13 protein-coding genes are annotated in these 22888 nt (G+C 69.3%); 11 read left to right on the forward strand and 2 right to left on the reverse strand.

The features are described 5' to 3' along the window. Nucleotides 1-52 precede the first annotated feature (52 nt). The 11 genes from VAR608DRAFT_RS30570 to VAR608DRAFT_RS30620 all read left to right on the forward strand — a co-directional run bounded on the left by VAR608DRAFT_RS30570 (nt 53) and on the right by VAR608DRAFT_RS30620 (nt 20446). Nucleotides 53-550, forward strand: a complete 498-nt coding sequence (locus tag VAR608DRAFT_RS30570; RefSeq protein WP_088957485.1) for a phasin family protein — start codon at nt 53-55, stop codon at nt 548-550. A 27-nt stretch (nt 551-577) separates the two neighbouring features. Continuing rightward, nucleotides 578-1210, forward strand: a complete 633-nt coding sequence (locus tag VAR608DRAFT_RS30575; RefSeq protein WP_088957486.1) for a TetR/AcrR family transcriptional regulator — start codon at nt 578-580, stop codon at nt 1208-1210. Between the two features lie 129 nt (nt 1211-1339). Continuing rightward, complete coding sequence (locus tag VAR608DRAFT_RS30580) at nt 1340-2764, forward strand: trypsin-like peptidase domain-containing protein (RefSeq protein ID WP_088957487.1); 1425 nt, start codon at nt 1340-1342, stop codon at nt 2762-2764. 181 nt (nt 2765-2945) lie between these two features. Next, nucleotides 2946-4826: a 1,4-alpha-glucan branching protein GlgB gene (gene glgB, locus VAR608DRAFT_RS30585; protein WP_231973616.1), complete on the forward strand. Its 1881-nt coding sequence runs from the start codon at nt 2946-2948 to the stop codon at nt 4824-4826. Beyond that, nucleotides 4801-6846 carry an alpha-1,4-glucan--maltose-1-phosphate maltosyltransferase gene (locus tag VAR608DRAFT_RS30590; RefSeq protein ID WP_088957489.1) on the forward strand — a complete coding sequence of 682 codons (2046 nt, stop codon included), beginning with the start codon at nt 4801-4803 and terminating at the stop codon, nt 6844-6846. Before glgB ends, VAR608DRAFT_RS30590 begins: the two co-directional genes overlap by 26 nt. Before the next feature lie 10 nt (nt 6847-6856). After that, complete coding sequence (gene treS / locus VAR608DRAFT_RS30595) at nt 6857-10165, forward strand: maltose alpha-D-glucosyltransferase (RefSeq protein WP_088957490.1); 3309 nt, start codon at nt 6857-6859, stop codon at nt 10163-10165. 40 nt (nt 10166-10205) lie between these two features. After that, complete coding sequence (locus VAR608DRAFT_RS30600) at nt 10206-10994, forward strand: mechanosensitive ion channel family protein (protein ID WP_088957491.1); 789 nt, start codon at nt 10206-10208, stop codon at nt 10992-10994. After that, nucleotides 10991-13120: a glycogen debranching protein GlgX gene (glgX, locus tag VAR608DRAFT_RS30605; RefSeq protein WP_088957492.1), complete on the forward strand. Its 2130-nt coding sequence runs from the start codon at nt 10991-10993 to the stop codon at nt 13118-13120. Before VAR608DRAFT_RS30600 ends, glgX begins: the two co-directional genes overlap by 4 nt. 56 nt (nt 13121-13176) lie before the next feature. After that, complete coding sequence (treZ, locus tag VAR608DRAFT_RS30610; RefSeq protein WP_088957493.1) at nt 13177-15039, forward strand: malto-oligosyltrehalose trehalohydrolase; 1863 nt, start codon at nt 13177-13179, stop codon at nt 15037-15039. Further along, a complete protein-coding gene (treY, locus tag VAR608DRAFT_RS30615; RefSeq protein WP_088957494.1) occupies nt 15032-20170 on the forward strand; it encodes a malto-oligosyltrehalose synthase in 5139 nt (1712 codons plus the stop codon). Before treZ ends, treY begins: the two co-directional genes overlap by 8 nt. 12 nt (nt 20171-20182) lie before the next feature. Then, complete coding sequence (locus VAR608DRAFT_RS30620; RefSeq protein WP_088957495.1) at nt 20183-20446, forward strand: hypothetical protein; 264 nt, start codon at nt 20183-20185, stop codon at nt 20444-20446. Nucleotides 20447-20456: 10 nt separating this feature from the next. Here the strand turns inward: VAR608DRAFT_RS30620 and VAR608DRAFT_RS30625 are convergent, their stop codons facing one another. Further along, nucleotides 20457-21248, reverse strand: a complete 792-nt coding sequence (locus VAR608DRAFT_RS30625) for an enoyl-CoA hydratase (RefSeq protein WP_088957496.1) — start codon at nt 21246-21248, stop codon at nt 20457-20459. After that, nucleotides 21245-22888, reverse strand: a complete 1644-nt coding sequence (gene aliA / locus VAR608DRAFT_RS30630) for a cyclohexanecarboxylate-CoA ligase (RefSeq protein ID WP_088957497.1) — start codon at nt 22886-22888, stop codon at nt 21245-21247. The genes VAR608DRAFT_RS30625 and aliA overlap by 4 nt, the downstream gene beginning before the upstream one ends.

Here is a 22888-nt window from a genome sequence, read left to right on the forward strand (position 1 = left end):
ATGCCCGAGTGGGCCGCGGGCCCTCTTTCGGAACATCCTTCTGGAGCAAGGCATGGCGACTCGCCGCAATGAGACCGACAACCTGAAGAAGAAGGAGCAGGCGCCGGCGGCCGCCGGCAAGACCGCGCCCGCCACCAAGGCCGCGCCGCGAAGGAAGCCGGCGGCGCGCAAGCCGGAGGCAACGCCGGAACCACCCGCCCAGGGCACCGGCAGCGCCAAGGGGCTGCTGCGCGCGGGCCTCCAGGCGTTGGGCAGCGTGCGCGACGACGTCGTCAAGCATCAGACCAACGTCATCGAGACCCTGCTCGGCATGCCGAAGACCAGCAATGTCAGCGGCAGGAGCGCCGCGGCGCGCGCATTTCCCGCGCTCGACGTCGGGCTGCGCAAGTTCGAGGACGTGTTCGACCAGCGCGTGGCAGCGGCGATGCAGCGCCTCGGCCTGCCGCGCGCAGAGGAAGTCCAGGCGTTGCACGAGCAGGTACGCCTGCTGCAGGAGCGCATCGACCGGCTGGAACGCGGCGGCGAAAGTCCCAACCGCCGCAGGCGCTGAAGACGAACGGACCGCAGCGCGCCAGCCGTGGCCAGTCTCAAAACCCGCGAACGCATCCTCGAGGCCAGCCTCGCGCTTTTCAACGCGCAGGGGCTCGCGGCGGTGTCGACGCACCGCATCGCGGCCGAGCTCGGCATCAGCCCCGGCAACCTGCACTACCACTTCAACGCCAAGCAGCTCATCGTCGAGCGGCTGTTCCGCCGCTTCGAGGAACGGCTGGAACTCCTCAACGCCTCGGCGGCGAACGTGCGCGCGATCGACGATCTCTGGCTGTCGCTGCACCTGCGCTTCGAGGCCATCGATGCATACCGCTTCGTCTATCGCGACATGGCCTACCTGAGCGGCGAATACCCGGTGCTCGGCGAGCGCGCGCGGGCGCTCACCGCGCAGAACCTGCTGGCGGCCCAGGCCTTGTGCGAGGCGCTGGCGGCCGCGGGCGTCATCGAGGCAACGGTCGAGGAAGCACAGATGCTCGCGCTGCAGATGGTCTTCACCACTACCTGCTGGCTGTCGTTCGAGCGGCTGGTGCCGGGCCGCGATGCGCTGCGCGAGGCCGACCCGGGGCTGGCGGCGTTCTACACGCTCGCGCTCGTCTCGCCCTACGTCTCGCGCGAATCGAAGGCCTACCTCGAGTACCTGCGGGGCAAGTACCTCGGCTGACTTCTCACTGCGAGGAACCAGACTGCTGGCGCGCCGATCCAACCCAGCGTCATGTGCCCGTTCATCACGCCAGGCCGGGGGCCAAGCCCGAGCGATCGAGCGCCGAGCCGCTCGATCGAGCGTGTTGTCATGCTCGCGCTGGCCGGCCTGCTCGGCGCGTGCGCGTCCCCATCCTCGCCGCCTGACCCGATCGCCGTTGTCAGCGCGCCATCGGCACCTGCGGCATCCGCCCCCGCCTTCTCCTCCCTCGTGGCCAGCCGCAGCGCCAGCATCGTCGACATCAGCACGCTGCGCATCGGAGGCGCCGACGACAGGGCGGTCGAACTGGAGCTCGCGCCCGAGCTGGACTTCGCCGACCGGCTCGCCTCGCCCCTGCCGGGGAGCGTTCGGCTGAGCCAGACCCGCGACCTCGCCTCGGGCGTGATCCTCACGAGCGACGGCCTGATCCTGACCAGCGCGCACGTGGTTGCGGGCGCGGACGAAGCGCAGGTCCGCCTCGACGACGGCCGGCGCTTCCCGGGGCGCGTGGTCGGCATCGACCGGCGCACCGACGTGGGGCTCATGAAGATCGACGCCAGCGGCCTTGCGCCCGCGGTCATCGGCGATTCCACCGGCCTCGCGCCGGGCGACTGGGTGGCGGCGATCGGCGCGCCCTTCGGTTTTCACGGAAGTGTCACGGCCGGCGTGGTGAGCGCGGTCGACCGCTATGTCGCCGGCGGCGGCGAGGTGCCCTACATCCAGACCGACGTCGCGATCAATCCGGGCAGTTCGGGAAGCCCGCTGTTCAACAGCCGCGGCGAAGTCGTCGGCATCAATTCGATGATCTACAGCGGCAGCGGCGGCTACATGGGCCTGTCGTTCGCGGTGCCGATCAACCTGGCGATGAAGATCGCGGGGCAGCTGAAGTCCACCGGTCGCGTGCAACGCGCGCGCATCGGCGCCGACTTCCAGGAGATGACCCCCGCGCTGGCGCAATCCTTCAGCCTGAAGCAGGCGGCCGGCGCGCTCGTGGTCGGCGTGGATCCGAACGGCCCTGCGCGATCCGCCGGACTGCTGCGCGGCGACGTCGTGACCGCCTTCGACGGCAAGCCGATCGTGCGCTCCACCGACCTGCAGCAGCGGATCTCGCAAGGCCGGCCCGGCAGCCGCAGCGCGCTGGAGGTGTGGCGGCGCGGCGCGGCGCGCACGCTCTGGGTCGTCCTGTCCGAAGAGCCCGCGCCGCGCAGCATCCTGCGGCCGAGCGTCGCGGTCGAATGGGGCGACGGCCTCGGCCTGAGCCTGGGCGAGCTGTCGTCCAGCCAGCGCCTGCAACTCGGCATCGACGGTGGCCTCATGGTGCGCGAAGCCGCCGGCGCGGCCCGCAGCGAGGGCATCCGCGCGGGCGATCTAATCGTCGCGGTGAACGACACCCGCGTCGAACGCATCGAGGACTTCCAGCGCAGCCTCTCGGCCGTCGCGCCGGGCCGCAGCGTCGCCCTGCTGGTCATGCGCGACCGGCGGCTGGCCTACGTGCCGGTGCGGCTGCCGGAGCGCGCCCTCAAGCCGGCGAACTGAGCACCGGCCGCCCCTGCGGACCACTCGACAGTAAGCCGCTGTCCGACAGCCGGATCAGCACTCGACACCTGCACGAACGCGGCGAGGCGTCATAGAAATGACGTTCGGCCCTGGCCCGGGGCACTCAACGTGGAAAGAACACTTCGTGAGCGCTGCACCCCTTACCCAGGCATTCGACGACATGGACGCCTACCTCTTCCGGGAAGGCACCCATTCGCGCCTGCATGACAGGCTGGGCGCCCATCTGGCCGGCGACGGACAGGGCGCATCCTTTGCGGTCTGGGCGCCGAACGCGACCTCGGTGTCGGTCATCGGCGACTGGAACGACTGGAACGGCCACGCCGACGCGCTTGCGCCGCGCGCCGATTCGACCGGAGTCTGGGAAGGCCGCTGCCAGCGCGCCCGCCACGGGCAGGCCTACAAGTTCCGCATCACCGCGCACGGCGGCCGCGTGCTCGAAAAGGCCGATCCGCTCGCCTTCTTCGCCGAAGCGCCGCCGGCCACCGCGTCGCGCCTCTGGTCGCTCGACTACACCTGGAGCGACGGCGACTGGATGCGGCAACGCGCCGCACGCAACGCCGCCGACGCCCCGATCGCCATCTACGAAGTGCACGCCGGATCGTGGCGCCGCCACGACGGCCAGCCGCTGGACTGGCGCGATCTCGCGCACGCGCTGGCCGACTACGTGAATTCGATCGGCTTCACGCACGTCGAGCTGATGCCGATCACCGAGCATCCGTTCTATGGATCGTGGGGCTATCAAACCACCGGCTATTTCGCGCCCACCTCGCGCTACGGCACGCCGCAGGACTTCATGTACTTCGTGGACCACCTGCACCAGCGCGGCATCGGCGTGCTGCTCGATTGGGTGCCCTCGCACTTCCCGACCGACCCGCACGGACTCGCCTCGTTCGACGGCACGCACCTCTACGAGCATGCGGACCCGCGCCAGGGCTTCCATCCGGAATGGAACTCGGCCATCTTCAACTACGGCCGCAACGAGGTGCGCAGCTTCCTGATGTCCTCGGGCCTCTTCTGGCTCGACCGCTATCACATCGACGGGCTGCGGGTGGATGCGGTCGCGTCGATGCTCTACCTCGACTACGCACGCCAGGGCACCGGCTGGATTCCCAACCGCCACGGCGGCCGCGAGAACCTCGAGGCGATCCACTTTCTCCAGCAACTCAACCGCGCCACCTACCGCGACCATCCCGACACCTTCACCGTGGCCGAGGAGTCGACCGCCTGGCCGCAGGTCTCTCGGCCCACCGACGCGGGCGGCCTCGGCTTCGGCATGAAGTGGAACATGGGGTGGATGCACGACACCCTCGCCTACATGCGCGAGGACCCGGTGCACCGGCGCTATCACCACCACCGGCTGACCTTCTCGATGGTCTACGCCTTCAGCGAGAACTTCGTGCTGCCGCTCTCGCACGACGAAGTGGTCTACGGCAAGGGCTCGCTGATCAGCAAGATGCCAGGCGACGACTGGCGGCAGTTCGCCAATCTGCGGCTGCTCTTGTCGTACATGTGGGCACACCCGGGCAAGAAGCTGCTCTTCATGGGCGGCGAGTTCGCCCAGCGGCACGAATGGACGCACGAAGGCGAGCTCGACTGGGAGTCTCTGCGGTCCGAGCAGCATCGCGGCGTGCAGCACCTGGTGGGCGAGCTCAACCGCCTGCTGCGCGAAGAGCCGGCGCTGCACGAGCTCGACTTCTCGTCCGACGGCTTCCAGTGGCTCGAACCCAACGACCATGAACAGAGCGTCGTTGCCTTCCTGCGACGTTCGCGCTCGGCCGGCTCGCTGCTGGTGATCTCCAACATGACGCCGGTGCCGCGCCAGAACTACTGCGTGGGCGTTCCGACCGACGGTACCTGGGCCGAGATCCTCAACAGCGACGCGCGCGCATTCGGCGGCTCGGGCTGGGGCAACCTCGGCGCGGTGCGCGCCTCGCCGATGCGTTCGCACGGCCAGCCGCACTCGGTGTGCCTGACGCTGCCGCCCCTGTCCACCCTCTTCCTGAAGGTCGTTGCCGATGATCAGCAAGCTCCTGCTGCGTGACGATGCACCCGCGCCGGTCGACGCGGTCGACGGCCGAAGCCGCGCCGTAGTGGATGCGGTCCTCCCGATCGTGGACCGCGGGCGCTTCGCGGTGAAGCGCACGGTCGGCGAAAGCCTGCGCGTCACCGCACATGTCTTCACCGACGGACACGACGTGCCGCGCGTGATGCTCCAGTGGTGGAAGGACGGCGACGCGCGCAGCCACGAGCTGCCGATGAAGCTGCGCTACAACGACGAGTGGCATGCCGAGTTCACCCCGCCGGTGATCGGCCGCTACCACTACACGGTGGTGGCCTGGGTCGATGCCTTCGAGTCGTGGCGGCACGAGCTGACCCGCCGCGTCGACGAGGACGACATCCGCCTCGCCGCCCGCACCGGCGCACTGGAGATCACCGGGGCCGCGGAACGCGCCAAGGGCGAGGACCGCGAAACCCTCGCGCACTGGGCGCGCTCGCTGCAGGAAGGCGCCGACGACCGCGCGATGGAAGTCGCCGCGCTGAAGGCGCTCGCGCTCGACGAGGACCTCGCCGAGATCGCCGCGCACCATCCGGACCGCCACCTCGAATCGCGCTTCGCCGCCGAGATCCCGCTGGTGGTGGACCGCGAACGCGCGCGCTTCAGCACCTGGTACGAGCTCTTTCCGCGCTCGGCCTCCTCGACGCCGGGCGTGCACGGCAGCTTCCGCGACGTGGAGGAACGGCTGCCGCTCGTCGCCTCGATGGGCTTCGACGTGCTCTACATGCCGCCGATCCATCCGATCGGCCGCGTGCAGCGCAAGGGGCGCAACAACACGCTCACCCCCGAGCCCGGCGACGTGGGCAGCCCCTGGGCCATCGGTGCGGCCGAAGGCGGCCACAAGGCCATCCTTCCCGAACTCGGCTCGGCGGAGGACTTCCGCCATCTGGTCGCGGCGGCGTCGCGCATGGGCCTCGACATCGCGATGGACATCGCGTTCCAGTGCGCGCCGGACCACCCCTACGTGAAGGAACATCCCACCTGGTTCCGCTGGCGGCCCGACAACACGGTGCAGTACGCCGAGAACCCGCCGAAGAAATACCAGGACATCTATCCCTTTCACTTCGAAAGCGTCGACTGGGAGGGGCTCTGGAGTGAACTCAAGTCGGTCTTCGACCACTGGATCGCGCAGGGCGTGACGATTTTCCGCGTCGACAACCCGCACACCAAGTCCTTCGCGTTCTGGGAATGGGTGATCGCCGAGCTCAAGCGCGAGCACCCCGAAGTGATCTTCCTCGCCGAAGCCTTCACGCGGCCGAAGGTGATGCACCGGCTCGCCAAGCTCGGCTACACGCAGTCCTACACCTACTTCACCTGGCGCAACAGCAAGGAAGAGCTCACCGCGTACTTCACCGAGCTCAACACCGCGCCGGGCCGGGAGTACTTCCGCCCCAACGTGTGGCCGAACACGCCGGACATCCTGCATGCCTCCTTGCAAACCGGCGAGGAGCCGGTCTTCAGGGCACGGCTGGTGCTCGCCGCGACGCTCGCGGCCAACTACGGCATGTACGGGCCGGCCTTCGAGCTCTTCGAACACCTGCCGCGCGGACCGTCGAGCGAGGAGTACCTCGACTCCGAGAAATACCAGCTTCGCCACTGGAACTGGAGCGCCGATGCGGGCCTGCGCCCCTTCATCACGCGCATCAACCAGATCCGCCGCGCCAACGACGCCCTGCAGTGGGACCACAGCCTGCGCTTCCTCGACATCGACAACGACCAGCTGATCGCCTACATGAAGACCTCGCCGGACGAATCGCGCGCGGTGGTCACGGTGGTCAACCTCGATCCGCACCGCACGCAGACCGGCTGGCTGCACCTCGCGCCCGACGACATCGGCGTGGCGCGCGATCGGCCCTTCCAGATGCACGACCTGCTGACCGACCAGCGCTTCGTCTGGCGCGGCACGCACCACTACATCGAGCTCGATCCGTACCGCATGCCGGCCCACGTCATGGCCGTGCGGCGGCGCCTGCGCGACGAGCGGGACTTCGACTACTACGCATGAGAGTGACCCCATGAACGCTCCCCTGCCGTCACTGGTCCTCGAGACCACCGAGATCGACACCTCCGAGGACCCGACGTGGTATCGCGATGCCGTCATCTACCAGGTCAACATCAAGGCGTTCAGCGATTCCAATGCCGACGGCGTCGGCGACTTCAAGGGCCTCACCAGCAAGCTCGACTACGTGAAGGACCTGGGCGTCAACACCATCTGGCTGATGCCCTTCTACCCCTCGCCGCTGCGCGATGACGGCTACGACATCGCCGGCTACGAGAGCGTGCACCCGCCCTACGGCACGCTGGAGGACTTCCGCGAGATGCTCGGCGAAGCGCACAAGCGCGAGCTGCGCGTGATCATCGAACTGGTCATCAACCACACCTCGACCGACCACCCATGGTTCCAGGCCGCGCGCGCCGCCCCGGCCGGATCGCCCGAGCGCGAGTTCTATGTGTGGAGCGACACCGACACGCTCTACAGCGGCACGCGCATCATCTTCACCGACACCGAGAAATCGAACTGGACCTGGGATCCGGTCGCCAAGGCCTACTACTGGCACCGCTTCTTCAGCCACCAGCCCGACCTCAACTTCGACAATCCGCAGGTGCTCGAAGCGGTGTTCCGCGTGATGCGCTTCTGGCTCGACATGGGCGTGGACGGCTTCCGGCTCGACGCGATTCCCTACCTGATCGAACGCGACGGCACCAGCAACGAGAACCTGCCGGAAACGCACGAGGTCATCAAGCAGCTGCGTGCCGCGATCGACGCCAACTACAAGAACCGCTTCCTGCTGGCCGAGGCCAACATGTGGCCCGAGGACGTGCGCGGCTATTTCGGCGAGGGCGACGAGTGCCACATGGCCTACCACTTCCCGCTGATGCCGCGCATGTACATGGCGATCGCGCAGGAGGACCGCGATCCGATCGTCGAGATCATGCAGCAGACGCCGGACATCCCCGAGAACTGCCAGTGGGCGATCTTCCTGCGCAACCACGACGAGCTCACGCTGGAGATGGTGACCAACCGCGAGCGCGACTACATGTACACCACCTACGCGGCCGACGTGCAGGCGCGCATCAACCTCGGCATCCGCCGCCGGCTCGCGCCGCTGATGGACAACGACAAGGACCGCATCAAGCTCATGAACAGCATGCTGCTGTCGATGCCGGGCTCGCCGATCATCTACTACGGCGACGAGATCGGCATGGGCGACAACGTCTTCGTCGGCGACCGCAACGGCGTGCGCACCCCGATGCAGTGGAGCCCCGACCGCAACGGCGGCTTCTCGCGCGCCGATCCGCAGCGCCTGTACCTGCAGCCGATCATGGACGCGATGTACGGCTACGAGGCGGTCAACGTCGAGACGCAGCTGCGCGACAAGAGCTCGCTGTTGCACTGGACGCGCCGCATGCTCGCGGTGCGCAAGACCAGCCGCGCCTTCGGCCGCGGCCAGCGCACCTTCCTCAAGCCCGGCAACCGCAAGATCCTGGCCTACATCAGCGAACACGGCGAGGACGTGATCCTGTCGGTGTTCAATCTCTCGCGCGCGGCGCAGCCGGTGGAGCTCGACCTGTCGGCCTTCAAGGGCCGCGTGCCGGTGGAGATGCTGGGCCGCACCTCCTTCCCGCCGATCGGCGAGCTGCCTTACCTGCTCACCCTGCCGACGCACGGCTTCTACTGGTTCAGGCTGGCCGACGAGGCGCCGATGCCGAGCTGGCACCAGGAAGGCGTGGCGCTGCTGGACCGGCCGGTGCTGGTGCTCTTCGACGGCTGGACCAGCCTGTTCCGCGACCGCGTGGTGCCGTGGCGCATCGGCTTCGCCGACCGCCTGAGCAAGCAGGTCGAGACCGACACGCTGCCGCGCCACATCGAGGCCCAGCGCTGGTATGCGACCAAGGGCGCGCTCATCGCGCGCGCGCAGTTCTGGGACCATGCGGTCTGGCCGATCGGCCCCTTCAACTGGATGCTGCCGCTGCTCTCGCTCGAGGGCCCGCCCGAGCCCGCGATCTACTTCATGCCGCTCGCGCTCGCGTGGGAAGACCATGACGAAGATCGCATGAAGGCGCTGCAGCCCGCGGCGATCGCCAAGGTGCGGCAGCAGGCCAACGTGGGCGTGATGGCCGACGCCTTCTACGACGAGCCCTTCTGCCGCGAAATCATCCGCGCGATCGTGAAGGACACCACCCTGCCGACCGCACACGGCAGGCTGCACTTCCGTCCCACCTCGCTCGGCCGCGATTTCGCGCTGGAGGCGATCGACGCGCTGCGCGTGAGCCAGCCCAGCCCGGTCAGCAGCAACACCGTGGTCACGCTCGGCGAGACGCTCTTCCTCAAGGGCTACCGCCATGTGCGCTACGGCGTCAATCCGGAGCTCGAGATGGGCCGCTACCTCGCCGAGGATGCCGGCTTCGTGCACGGCGTGCCGGTGGTCGGCGCGATCGAATACACCGGCAGCGACGGCACCGAGATGACGCTCGGCCTGCTGCAGGCCTACGTGCCGAATCAGGGCGACGGCTGGGAATACACGCTCGCCTACCTGGAGCGCGTGCTCGACGAGCTGCGGGACACCGATCCCTCCGCACTCGCCGATTCGCACGGCGCCTTCATGGCCTTGATGGAAATCCTCGGGCGCCGCACCGCCGAGCTGCACAACGCGCTCGGGCGGCCCACCGGCAACAAGGCCTTCGCCCCCGAACCACTGACCGCGCAGGATCTGCAACACCTGCGCGACACGGTGCGCGCCGAAGCGGGCGCCACGCTCGCGCAATTGCGCGAATACCTGCGCACCAACCCGCCCGCGTCGGTGGCCGAGGACGCGACGCGCCTCTTGTCGATGCACGACGCGATCAACGCCTTCATCAACCGCGTCTCGATCGAGGGCAAGACCGGCCGGCGCACGCGCTACCACGGCGACTACCACCTCGGCCAGGTGCTGGTCACCCGCAACGATTTCGTCATCATCGATTTCGAAGGCGAGCCGGCGCGGCCGATCGAGGAGCGGCGCGGCAAGCAGTCGCCGCTGCGCGATGTCGCGGGCATGCTGCGATCCTTCAACTACGCGCGCTGGAGTGCCCTGCGCCGTGCCGCGCAGAACGCGGACGAGCTGGCCCGGCTCGATGCCGCGGCACGCGAATGGGAGGCCGAGACACGCGACGCCTTCCTCTCCGGCTACAGCCAGGCGCTCTCGCCCGCGCTGGGCCCGGTCGACGAACAACTGCTGAACCTCTTCGAACTCGAGAAGGCGTTCTACGAACTGCGCTACGAACTCGACAACCGCCTCGACTGGATACCCGTGCCCCTCCAGGGCATCCTCGCGATGCTGTGAACCAGCCCCGGCGGCCTCAGAACTGACACAGGAGAGTTCCATGGAAAGCTTCTCGATGCATCTCGAACCGCTGCGCGCCTTCCTGATCCAGATCGGTGCCCTCCTCCCCCGGCTGCTCTTCGCGGTGCTCGCGGTGGCCGTCGGCTGGCTGCTGGCGAAGGCGGTGCGCTTCGCCGTGGTGCGCGGGCTGCACGCGGTCAACTTCCAGGTGCTCACCGAGCGCTCGGGCCTCGACGGCTTCCTGCGCCAGGGCGGCATGGTGTCGGATGCGACCGCGGTCTTCGGCGTGCTCGCGTACTGGATGGTGATCCTCGCCTCGCTCGTGATCGCCTTCAACGGCCTGGGCCTGGCCTACGTCACCGACCTGCTCGGCCGCGTGATGTGGTTCGTGCCCAATCTCATCGTGGCCCTGCTGGTGCTGGCCTTCGGCGCCTATTTCGCCCGCTTCGTCGGCGACGCGGTGAGCACCTACGGCCGCAGCACCGGCATGCAGGATTCGCTGCTGCTCGGCAAGGTCGCGCAGTACGCGATTCTCCTGTTCGTGGTGCTGATCGCGCTCGACCAGGTGAAGATCGGCGGCGACATCGTGCGCCAGAGCTTCCTCATCATCCTGGCCGGCGTGGTGTTCGCGCTCGCGCTGGCCTTCGGGCTCGCCGGCAAGGACTGGGCCGCGCGGCGCATCGAGGAATGGTGGCCGCGCGAACAGCCGGTGCCGCCGCGAAGCAACCTGCGCGAGCCGCCGATCCAGCGTGAGGCGCCCACCCCGCCGAGGCCGCACGTCGCCGGCTGGCCGCATCGCGGCAACGACCACGACCGGCCGCATCCGTGACGAAGCGCGACCATGTTCTGCTCTCGGCCATCTGGCCCGGCAGGCCGTACCCGCTCGGCGCCACGTGGGACGGGCACGGCGCCAACTTCGCGCTCTTCTCCAGGCACGCCGAAGGCGTGGAGCTGTGCTTCTTCGACGACAAGGGACGCCATGAGCGCCAGCGCATCCGCCTGCGCGAGCGCACCAACGACGTCTGGCATTGCTACCTGCCCGAGGCGCGTCCCGGCATGGCCTACGGCTATCGCGTGCATGGCCGCTACAAGCCCGAGGAAGGCCACCGCTTCAATCCGCACAAGCTGCTGCTCGACCCCTACGCCAAGGACCTGATCGGCGAGCTGCGCTGGAGCGACGCGCTCTACGGCTACTCGGTCGGCAGCAAGCGGCAGGACCTTTCCTTCGACCGGCGCGACAGCGCGGCGTTCATGCCGAAGGGCCGGGTGCTCGAAACCGCCTTCACCTGGGGCGACGACCGCCGGCCCGAGGTGCCGTGGCAGGACATGGTCATCTACGAGATGCACGTGCGCGGCTTCAGCAAGCTGCACCCGGACATCCCCGAGCACCTGCGCGGCACCTATGGGGCGCTCGCCACCGAGCCCGCGATCGAGCACCTGAAGCGCCTGGGCGTGACCACCATCGAGCTGCTGCCGGTGCACGCCTTCCTGAACGACCGCCACCTCGCCGACCAGGGCCTGCAGAACTACTGGGGCTACAACACGCTCGGCTACTTCGCCCCCGAGGTGCGCTACAGCGCATCGGGCAAGGTGAAGGAATTCAAGACCATGGTCAAGACCCTGCACGCGGCCGGCTTCGAGGTGATCCTCGACGTGGTCTACAACCACACCTGCGAGGGCAACCACCTCGGCCCGACCTTGTCGATGCGCGGGGTGGACAACGCCTCCTACTACATCGCCAACGCCGAGCAGCCGCGCTACTACGACGACTTCACCGGCTGCGGCAACACGGTCAACCTCGAACAGCCGCGCGCGCTGCAGCTCGTGATGGATTCGCTGCGCTACTGGGCCGAGGAGATGCACGTCGACGGCTTCCGCTTCGACCTCGCATCCGCGCTCGCGCGCGAGGCCGGCAAGGTCGAGAACCTCGGCGGCTTCTTCGATGCGATCCGGCAGGACCCGACGCTGAACTGCGTCAAGCTCATCGCCGAGCCCTGGGATCTCGGCCATGGCGGCTACCAGGTCGGCAACTTCCCGCCCGGCTGGGCCGAATGGAACGACCGCTACCGCGACGGCATGCGCGGCTGGTGGAAGGGCGACGAAGGCCTGGCCGGCGAAGTCGCCAAGCGCCTCGCGGGCTCGCAGGACCTCTACGGCTGGTCCGGCAAGGGGCCGCATGCCAGCATCAACTTCGTGACGGCGCACGACGGCTTCACGCTGCAGGACCTCGTCGCCTACAACCAGAAGCACAACGAGGCGAACGGCGAGGCCAACCGCGACGGGCACGACAACAACCTCTCGTGGAACTGCGGCGCCGAAGGGCCCACCGATGACCCCGCAGTCAACACGCTGCGCGAGCGCCAGAAGCGCAACCTGCTGGCGACGCTGCTGCTGTCGCAGGGCGTGCCGATGCTCCTCGCGGGCGACGAGCGCAGCCACAGCCAGCGCGGCAACAACAACGCCTACTGCCAGGACAACGAGCTCACCTGGCTCGACTGGACGCCCTCGCCCGAGGCCGATGCCCTGCAGGCCTTCGTCGCGCTGCTGATCCGCACGCGGCGGCTGCATCCGTCCTTCCGGCGCCGCAGCTTCTTCCGCGGCGAGCCGGCGGCCCAGGGCGTGGCCAAGGACGTGGTGTGGCTGCGTCCCGACGGCGAGGAGATGGCGGCGGCCGACTGGGGTCCGCATGTGCGCTGCCTCGGCATGCTGTTCTCGGGCACCGGCCTGATCGACGTGGGGCCGCGCGGCGAGCAGCAGCGGGACCACGACTTCCTCCTGCTGCTGAACGCCTACCACGAGCCCCTGCCCTTCGTGCTCCCGACCTCGGGCAGGCACTGGACGCGGCTGATCGACACCGCGCACGAGAGCGCGACCTCGGCGGCGGCGGCCGAGCCGCCGTATCGGCTGCAGGACCGTTCGCTGGCCCTGCTGCGGCGAAGCCTGGACACGCCATGAGCCGCCCGGCCGCTCCGAAGGCGAATACCGCAGCGCTGCTGCGCGGAGGTTGCCCAATGAAGCACCTGCACGCCATGCCCTTCGGCGCCGCGCCCCTGGACGGGCGCGGCGTGCGATTCAGGCTGTGGGCGCCCGGCCTGCCCTCCGTCACGCTCGAATGGGCGCCTGCGGGGGCATGGCGCGAGCGCGCGATGCAGCGCGTCGAGGGCGGCTGGCACGAATGCACGCTCGCCGAAGCCGCTGCCGGCGACCGCTATCGCTACCGCCTGCCCGACGGCCTGCGCGTGCCCGACCCGGCATCGCGCCGCAACCCCGACGACGTGCACGGACCGAGCGAGGTCGTCGATCCGCGCGCGTACGCATGGCACGACGACGACTGGACCGGCCGCCCGTGGAGGGAAGCCGTCATCTACGAACTGCACATCGGCGCCTTCACGCCCGAGGGCAGCTTCGCCGGTGCCCAGCGGCGGCTCGGCGAGCTCGCGGCGCTCGGCATCACCGCGATCGAGCTGATGCCGCTGGCCGACTTTCCCGGACGGCACAACTGGGGCTACGACGGCGTGCTGCCCTTCGCGCCCGATGCCAGCTACGGCACGCCGGCCGAGCTCAAGGCCTTCGTCGATGCAGCGCATGGGCTGGGCCTGATGGTGCTGATCGACGTGGTCTACAACCACTTCGGGCCCGAAGGCAACTACCTGCACGTCTACTGCCCGGAGTTCTTCAACCCCGCGCGGCAGACGCCATGGGGCGCGGCGATCCATTTCGACGGGCCGGCCTCGCGCACCGTGCGCGACTTCTTCGTCCACAACGCGCTCTACTGGATCGAGGAATACCGCTTCGACGGCTTGCGCATGGATGCGGTGCATGCGATCCACGACCGCTCGGCCACGCCGATCGTCGAGGAGATCTGCACCGCGCTGCGCCAGGGCCCGGGCCGCGATCGCGAGATCCACATCGTGCTGGAGAACGACCGCAACGAGTCCCACCGGCTCGAACGCGAGCTGGAAGGCACGCCCATCGCCGCCACCGCGCAGTGGAACGACGACCTGCACCACGCCGCCCACGTGCTGCTGACCGGCGAGACCGACGGCTACTACGCCGACTACGCGCGGCGGCCGCTGGAGCAGTTCGGCCTCGCGCTCGCGCAGGGCTTCGTCTACACCGGCCAGCCCTCGCCGTTCCGGGGCGGGGAAGCGCGCGGCGAGCCCTGCGACTATCTGCCGCCGGCCGCCTTCGTCTCCTTCCTGCAGACGCACGACCAGGTCGGCAACCGCGCGCTCGGCGAGCGCATCGATGCGCTCGCCGACCCCGCGCGCCTGCTCGCGGCGCGTGCCTGCGTGCTGCTCTCGCCGCACACGCCGATGCTGTTCATGGGCGAGGAATACGCCGCGAAGACGCCGTTCCGCTACTTCTGCGACTTCGGCCCCGAGCTGGCCGCCGCCGTGGCCGCCGGGCGGCGCGAAGAGTTCGGCGGCTTCGACGCCTTCGCGGGCGCAGGCGCGGTGGGCGGGCTCCCGGACCCGAACGACGAAGCCACCTTCCTCGCGTCGCGGCTCGACTGGAGCGAGCACAGCACCGGCTGGCACGCCGAGGCGCTGCGCACGATCGCTGCCTTGCTCGTGCTGCGCCAGATCGAGCTCGTGCCGCGCTTCGGCGACGCCACCCGCGTTGAGCGCTGGTCCTGCGAAGGCGACACCCTGCGCATCGTGTGGCAGCTCGACGAAGGCCATGGCGATGCCCGTGCGCCGGGCTGCCTGCACCTGATCGCCCACTTCGGCAGCGCGCCCGGCCGCGTTGCATGGCCGCCGGGCCGCATCGTCCACATGATGCGGGCGAGGCAAGCGCCCGGCGATGCCGCGCAGATCCAGTTGCTGCCCGGCGGCGTGTGCGCATCGATCGACGAGGCGCCCAATGACTGAAACCGGCCCGCTGCCGCCGAACGAGGCCGAGGCGCTTCTCGCACTCTGCCGGCGCCACGGCATTGCCACCGACTACGTGGATGCCTTCGGCCACCGCCATGCCGTTTCCCACGAAGCGCTCGCGGCGCTGCTCGCCGATGCGGGCCTGGTCGCGCATTCGGGCTCCGCCGCGGCATCCGGCGGCGACCGGCCCTTCGCCGCCGCGCAGGCGACGGCCGAGCTCGATGCCTGGCGCCACCCGCTGCCGACGGTGCAGGTCGTCGCGCCCGGCGCCGAGGCGTTCGAGATCGACGTCCGCCTGCCCAGCCAGATCGCGCACTTCAAGTGGCGCGTGGTCGACGAGAGCGGCGCGTTCCACGAAGGCGCGGTGCGCGCCGAGCGGCTCGACGTCATCGAGCGCGCGAGCTTCGAGGACGAGGCCTACGCGCACTACCGATTGCCGCTCACCCTTGCGCTGCCCGAGGGCTATCACCAGCTGAGCCTGGTGGGATTTCCCGGCGAGACCCTGCTGGTCTGTGCCCCCGTGCGCTGCCACCAGCCGGGTGCGCTGGCCAGCGATGCGCGCATCTGGGGATTCACGCTCCAGCTCTACGGACTGCGTTCGCGGCGCAACTGGGGCATCGGCGACTTCAGCGATCTCGCGGACTTCGCCGAACATGCCGCGCGCGAAGGCGCCGACGTGGTCGGCCTCAGCCCGCTGCATGCGCTGTTCCCCCACAACCCGCTGCACGCCAGTCCGTACAGCCCCTCGTCGCGTGCGCAGCTGAACGTGCTCTACATCGACGTCGAGGCGGTGCCGGACTTCCGCGATTGCGGCCCGGCCCGCGAACGCGCGCAATCGCAGACTTTCCAGGCGAGGCTGTCGGCGCTGCGTTCCGCCACGCTGATCGACTACGCCGGTGTGGCAGCCGCCAAGCACGAGGTGCTGCGGCTGCTGTATGCACACTTTCGCGGACGCAAGCCGGCCGATGCCGAATCCGCCGCCTTCGCACGCTTTCGCGAACAAGGCGGCGAAGCGCTGCATCAGCACGCGCTCTTCGACGCCCTGCAGGCGCACTTCCATGCGGTCGACGCCGACATCTGGGGCTGGCCCGAATGGCCGCCGGAGTACGGCGATCCGTCGTCGCCCGCGGTGGCCCGCTTCGCAATCGAACACGCCGAACACGTCGGCTACTACGAGTACCTGCAGTGGCAGGCCGCACGGCAACTGGAGACCGCTGGCGAAAGAGCGAAAGCCGCCGGCATGGGCCTCGGGCTCTATCTCGATCTCGCGGTCTCGGTGGATCGCGCGGGCTCCGACGCATGGCGGCATCGCCGCACCTTCGCGCTCACGGCGCGCGTCGGTGCCCCGCCCGATGCGTTCAATCCGCGGGGGCAGGACTGGGGACTCCCGCCCCTGCGCCCCGACCGCCTGCGCACATCGCAATACCGCATCTTCATCGAGGCGCTGCGCGCCAACATGCGCGGCGCGGGCGCGATCCGCATCGACCACGTGATGATGCTGATGCGGCTCTTCTGGATTCCTGCGCAGGGCACCGCGCGCGACGGCACCTACGTGAGCTATCCGGTCCCGGAGCTGTTCGCGATCCTTGCGCTCGAAAGCCAGCGCCATCGCTGCCTCGTGATCGGCGAGGACCTCGGCACGGTGCCCGAGGAGATGCGCAACACGCTGGACCGCTACGGCGTGCTGTCGTACCGGCTGCTGTACTTCGAGCGCGACGCCGCGGGCCGGTTCCGCGCCCCGGCCGATTACCCGCGCCAGGCCGTCGCCGCCGTGAGCACGCATGACCTGCCACCGCTCGCGGGCTGGTGGTCGGCACATGACCTGAAGGAACGGCGCGCGCTCGGCCTCGTCGACGACGCGGCGCTCGAACGCCTGCGCGAGGAACGCAGGCACGACCGGCAGCGCCTGCTCGACGCCGTGCGCGCCGACGGCCACGAATCGCTGCCCGACCCCGGCAGCGCCGAGTCGCCGCCGGGAGCCGACGATGTCGCGGCGCTGCACGCCTTCCTCGCCCGCGCGCCTTCGAGCGTGATGATGGTGCAGCTCGAAGACGCTCTTGCACAGGTCGAACAGCCGAACCTCCCCGGCACCACCGTCGAGCATCCGAACTGGCGGCGCAAGTACGCGCTGCCGGTCGAAACGCTGTGGGACGCCGAGACGATGCGAAAGCTCAACGCCGCGATGGTGCGCATCCGGCCGCAGCCGGACCGCTCGGGCGTGGACCGCGGCCGCGCACCCGCGCGCGTGCCCCGCGCGACCTACCGGCTGCAACTGCACGGCGGCTTCGATTTCCACGACGCGGCGCGCATCGTTCCCTACCTCGCGAGCCTGGGCATCAGCCACGTCTACTGCTCGCCGATCCACCGCGCGCGGCCCGGCAGCATGCATGGCTACGACGTGGTGGCGCACGACGAGATCAATCCCGAACTCGGCGGCATGCCGGCGTTCGAGCGCTTCACGCAGGCCCTGCGCCGGCACCGAATGAGCCAGCTCATCGACCTCGTGCCGAACCACATGGGCGTGCTCGGCACCGACAACCGGTGGTGGATGGACGTGCTCGAGCACGGCGCGTCCTCGCGCTACGCGCGCCACTTCGACATCGACTGGCATTCGCCGACGCCGGGCCTTCTGGGCAAGGTGCTGGTGCCGGTGCTCGGCTCGCCCTACGGCGAGGTGCTGGAGCGCGGCGAACTGCGCCTCGCATGGGATGCAGTCGACGGCGCATTCGGCATCCGCTACTACGACCACCGCTTTCCGCTCGCGCCGAAGAGCCACGCCGTCATCGTCGAGCGCGCGGTGCGGCTGTGCCGCGAAGACACCGGCGAGACCTCGCTGCTGAACGGTATCGCCTGGGCATTCCGCGAGCTTCCCTGTGCGCCGCCCGCCGCGCGCGACGGCTGGGACGAGCGCGAACGCCACCGGCAGCGCCTGAAATCGGAACTCGCCGCACTGGCCGCCGGCCGGCCGGCGATCGCCGAGGCCATCGCCGCCGCGGTCGACGAGCTCAACGCGCCCGGCCAGCGGGACGCGCTGCACGGGCTGATCGACGCCCAGTCCTACCGGCTTGCGTACTGGCGCACCGCGGCGGACGAGATCAACTACCGCCGCTTCTTCGACGTCAACGAGCTCGCGGCGCTGCGCACCGAACGCGAAGCCGTCTTCGAAGCCACGCATGCGCTCGCACTCGATCTCGCGGCGCGCGGCTGGGTCGAGGGACTGCGCATCGACCACCCCGACGGCCTGCTGGACCCGGCGCAGTACTTCCAGCGCCTGCAGGACGGCTTCGCGCTGCGTTGCGGCGAACCCATGGGCCTCGCCGGCGCGGATGGACGGCCATTGCGACCGCTCTACGTGGTGGCCGAGAAGATCGCCGCGCCGCACGAGGAAGTGCCCGAATCCTGGGCCATCCACGGCACCACCGGCTATCGCTTCGCCAACGTCGCGAACGCGGTGCTGGTGGAGCGCGGGTCGGCCCGGCGGCTCGACAGGATCTGGCGCGCCTTCACCGGCACGCGCGAGCGCTTCGACGAGGTCGTCCGGCAGGCCAAGCACGAGGTGGTGCGCGGCGCGCTGGCCTCCGATCTCGAAGTGCTCGCGCTCACGCTGCTGCGCATCGCCAAGAGCAGCCGCCGCAGCTGCGACTACACGCTCAACACGCTGCGCGAGATCATCGCGACGGTGGCCGCCTCGCTGACGGTCTACCGCACCTACAACGCCGACGTATCGACCGCGCAGGACAGGCATTTCGTCGATCAGGCGGTCGAGCTCGCGCGCGAGAAGCTCCAGTTGCCGGAGGATTCGGTCTTCGGCTTCGTGCGCAACGCCTTGCTCGGCCATGCGCCGGAAGGCGCCGATGCGGCCGTCTCGCGCATGGCGGTGCGCTTCGCGCGCCGCTTCCAGCAGTTCAGCGCGCCGGCCGCTGCCAAGGGCATGGAAGACACGGCCTTCTATCGCTACTTCCCGCTCTGCTCGCTCGCCGAGGTCGGCGGCGAGCCCGACCGCATCGGCATGTCGCTGGCCGAATTCCACGAAGCCAGCGCCGACCGCCAGCGGCGATGGCCGCACACGATGCTCGCCACCTCCACGCACGACAACAAGCGCTCCGAGGACGTGCGCCTGCGCATCGACGTGCTGTCGGAATGCCCGGGACTCTGGCGCCTCGCGCTCGGCCGCTGGCATGCGATGAATGCACCGCATCGCGGCGCGGTGTCGGCGATGCACGAATACCTTCTCTACCAGACGCTGCTCGGCACGATGGACCCCTCGACCCAAGACGCGGACGCGCGCGCGGCCTACATCGACCGCATCGAGCGCTACATGCTGAAGGCCGCGCGCGAGGGCAAGCGCGGCACCTCATGGACGCATCCCGATCCGGCCTACGAGGAGTCGCTCGCGCGTTTCGTCTACGGCGTGCTGGCGTCGGACCCGGGCAACCGCTTCCTGGGCGAGCTGCGCCGCGCCGCCGGCGCGCTGGACCGCTACGGCGCACTCAACGGCATCAGCCTCGCGCTCATCAAGTTCTGCTCGCCGGGCGTGCCGGACATCTACCAGGGTTGCGAACTCATCGACCGCAGCCTCGTCGACCCCGACAACCGCCGGGCGGTCGACTACGCGCAGAGAGAAAGGCGCTTGCAGGAGTTGCAATCCCTTGCATCCGGCCCCGAACCGGAACTGGCGCCCGCGGTGCGCGCACTCGTCGACACCGCCACCGACGGCCGCGCCAAGCTGTGGCTCACCTGGCGTCTCCTGGCGCTGCGCGCGCGGGAGGCGGAATTCTTCCGCGAAGGCAGCTACGAGCCGCTCGAAGTGCAGGGGCCGCGCGCGCGGCACCTCGTAGCCTTCATGCGGCGGCATCGCGGCCGGGTGCTGATCGCGCTGGCGGTGCGCTTCTTCGCGACGCTCGACGGGCCCGCCGTCTGGCGCACCACCGGCGCGAGCAGCGGCTGGTCGGGCCAGGCGTGGGAGGGCGCCGAACTGCTCTTGCCGCCCGGGACCGGGGTGCTCGAATTCGAGGATTGCATCACGGGTATCCGCCACTATGCTTCCAGCGAGAGGCTATCGGTGGCACAGTTACTGCGCGCCTTTCCGGGAGCCGCGCTGGTCGGCGGCGAGTCCGCCGGCGCATAGACGGAGACATCCATGACAGCAGAGGCAATCTACTGCTTCGATACGGCGACGGTGCGGTTCGCGATCTACCCAGAGGGTGGCGGCCGCGTCGTGGCGGAAATCAGTGAAGACCCCCTGAGGGACTACTTCGGGGCAGACGGCGGCGGCGAGAGCCTGGTTCAGGCCTACGAGCGGAATGCCGGACTCATCAACGCACGGGCCCTCGAGCGCCACGTCGCGTGCTGCGGCCGGCCTGTGCTTCTTGAATCCTCGGATTTCGATCTTCTGGAGTTGTAGCGCCCGTCCCTCAGCAATGCGCGAAGACCGGAGCGCGCTTCTCCAGGAACGCCTTCATGCCCTCGTGCGCATCGTCGCTCGCGAAGCGCGCGTGCAGTTGCCTGCGCTCGAATCCGATGCCTTCGGAGAGCGACCCCTCGAAGGCGCGGTTGACCGATTCCTTGATCGCGATCAGCGCCGGCAGCGAGAAGGCGGCGATCTTCGCGGCCAGTGCAAGGCTTCGGGACATCAGCTCCGCATCGGGCACCACGCGCGCGACGAGGCCGTAGCGGTCGGCTTCCAGCGCGTCGAGCATGCGGGCCGACAGGCACATGTCCATCGCCTTCGCCTTGCCGATCGCGCGCGGCAAGCGCTGCGTTCCGCCCGCGCCGGGCAGCATCGCGAGCTTGATCTCGGGCAGCGCGAACTTCGCGCTCTCGGCTGCGACGACGATGTCGCACGACAGCGCGAGCTCGCAGCCGCCGCCCATCGCGAAGCCCGCCACCGCCGCGATCACCGGCTTGCGCACGCTGCGGATGGTCTCCCAGTTGCGCGTGATGAACTCGGACTTGACCACGTCCATGTAGCCCCAGTCGGCCATGGCCGCGATGTCGGCGCCGGCGGCGAAGGCCTTCTCGTTGCCAGTGATCAGGATCGCGCCGATCGATTCGTCGGCATCGAAGGCGCGCAGCGCGTCGCCGAGCGCGTCCATCAGCGCGTCGTCGAGTGCGTTCATCTGGCGCGGCCGATTCAGGGTGATGAGGCCGACGCGGCCGTGCGTCTCGACGAGCACCGGCGCCTCGGCCGTGGTGGCTTGCTTCATGCGCCCTCCCCCCGCAGCAGTTCGCGCAGCTTGAACTTCTGGATCTTTCCCGAGGGCGTCGCGGGCATCGCGTCGCGCACCACGAGGCGCTCGGGGATGTACTGCAGCGCGACCTTCTGCCCCTTGAGGAAATCGACGATCGAAGGCAGGTCGATGCGCTGGCCGGGCCTCGGCACGACCACCGCGCAGGCCCGCTCGCCGAGGCGCTCGTCGGGGTAGGCCACGATGGCCGCCATCTGAACCGCCGGGTGGCGGTAGAGCAGCGCCTCGATCTCCACCACCGGCACGTTCTCGCCGCCGCGGATGATCACGTCCTTGCTGCGGCCGGTGATGCGCAGGTAGCCGCGCTCGTCGATGCGCGCCATGTCGCCGGTGTCGAACCAGTCCTCGGCATCGGTTCCATTGAGATGCGGGCGCCTGAGATAGCCGCCGAAGTTGGAGCACGAGCGCAGCATGAGCTCGCCCGAGACGCCCGGCGGCAGCGTCCTGCCGTCCACGTCGACCACCTTGATCTCCACCCCCGGCAGCGGGCGGCCGTCGGTGTTGAAGGCGCGCTCGTCATCATCGTCGAGTTCGATCAGCGTGACCGCGCCGTTCTCGGTCATGCCCCAGGCCGAGACGATCTTGCTGCCGAGCACGCTGCGCGCCTGCTCCACCAGCGGGCCGGGGATCGGCGCACCGGCGCAGAGGAAGGTGCGCAGCGAAGGCAGCGCGCCGCCGCCCTCTGCCACCGCACGCGTGAGGTCGGTGAGGAAGGGCGTGGATGCCATCGTGAAGCTCACGCGCTCGGACCGGATCAATGCCACCGCACGCGCCGGGTCCCAGATGTCCTGCAGCACCACGCTCGCCTTGAGCATGATCGGCATCATGAGCCCGTACATGAAGCCGGTCTGGTGCGCCATCGGCGAGGCCATCAGCACCACGTCTTCGCTGCCCAGCCGCAGGCGCTCGGCATACGGGACGATGTTCGCCATCGTGGTGTTGGCGGTGTGCATCACGCCCTTGGGTTCGCCGGTGGTGCCCGAGGTGTAGATGAGCTGCATCACGTCGTCGGGGCCCGGGCGGCTCTGCGAGAGGATCTCCTTCGCATCGGCGGCCTCTTCCCATGCCGGGCCACTCAGGAGCGCTTCGAAGCTGTTGTCGCCGCTGCCGCCCACCACGACCACCTGCTTCAGGTCGGGCAGATCCGGCTGCAGGCCGGTCAGCATGGCCTCGAAGTCGAAGCCCCGGAAGCGCTTCGGCACGATCATCACCTTGGCCGCGCCGTGCCTGAGCATGAACGACAGCTCGCGCTCGCGGAAGATGTGCATGATCGGGTTCATCACCGCACCGATGCGCGCGCACGCCAGGTAGCTCAGCGTGAACTGCCACCAGTTGGGCAACTGGCACGCCACCACGTCGCCGCGCCCCACACCGAGGCGCGCGAGCCCGACCGCGATGCGATCGGCCATGCGCGCCATCTCGCGGTAGCTGAGGCGGGCGGTGTCGCCCTCCTCCACGCGCAGCGCGGTGAGCGCGACCTTGTCCGGGCAGGCCGCGACGCAGGCATCGAGGTCGTCGTTGATGGTGCGGTCGTGCCAGTGGCCCTGCGCGACCATCCGCGCGCGGCGCGGCGCAATGAGGACGGCGTCGAATTCCAT

Origin of the sequence: Variovorax sp. HW608 (assembly GCF_900090195.1) — a bacterium.
Lineage (GTDB): Bacteria > Pseudomonadota > Gammaproteobacteria > Burkholderiales > Burkholderiaceae_C > Variovorax.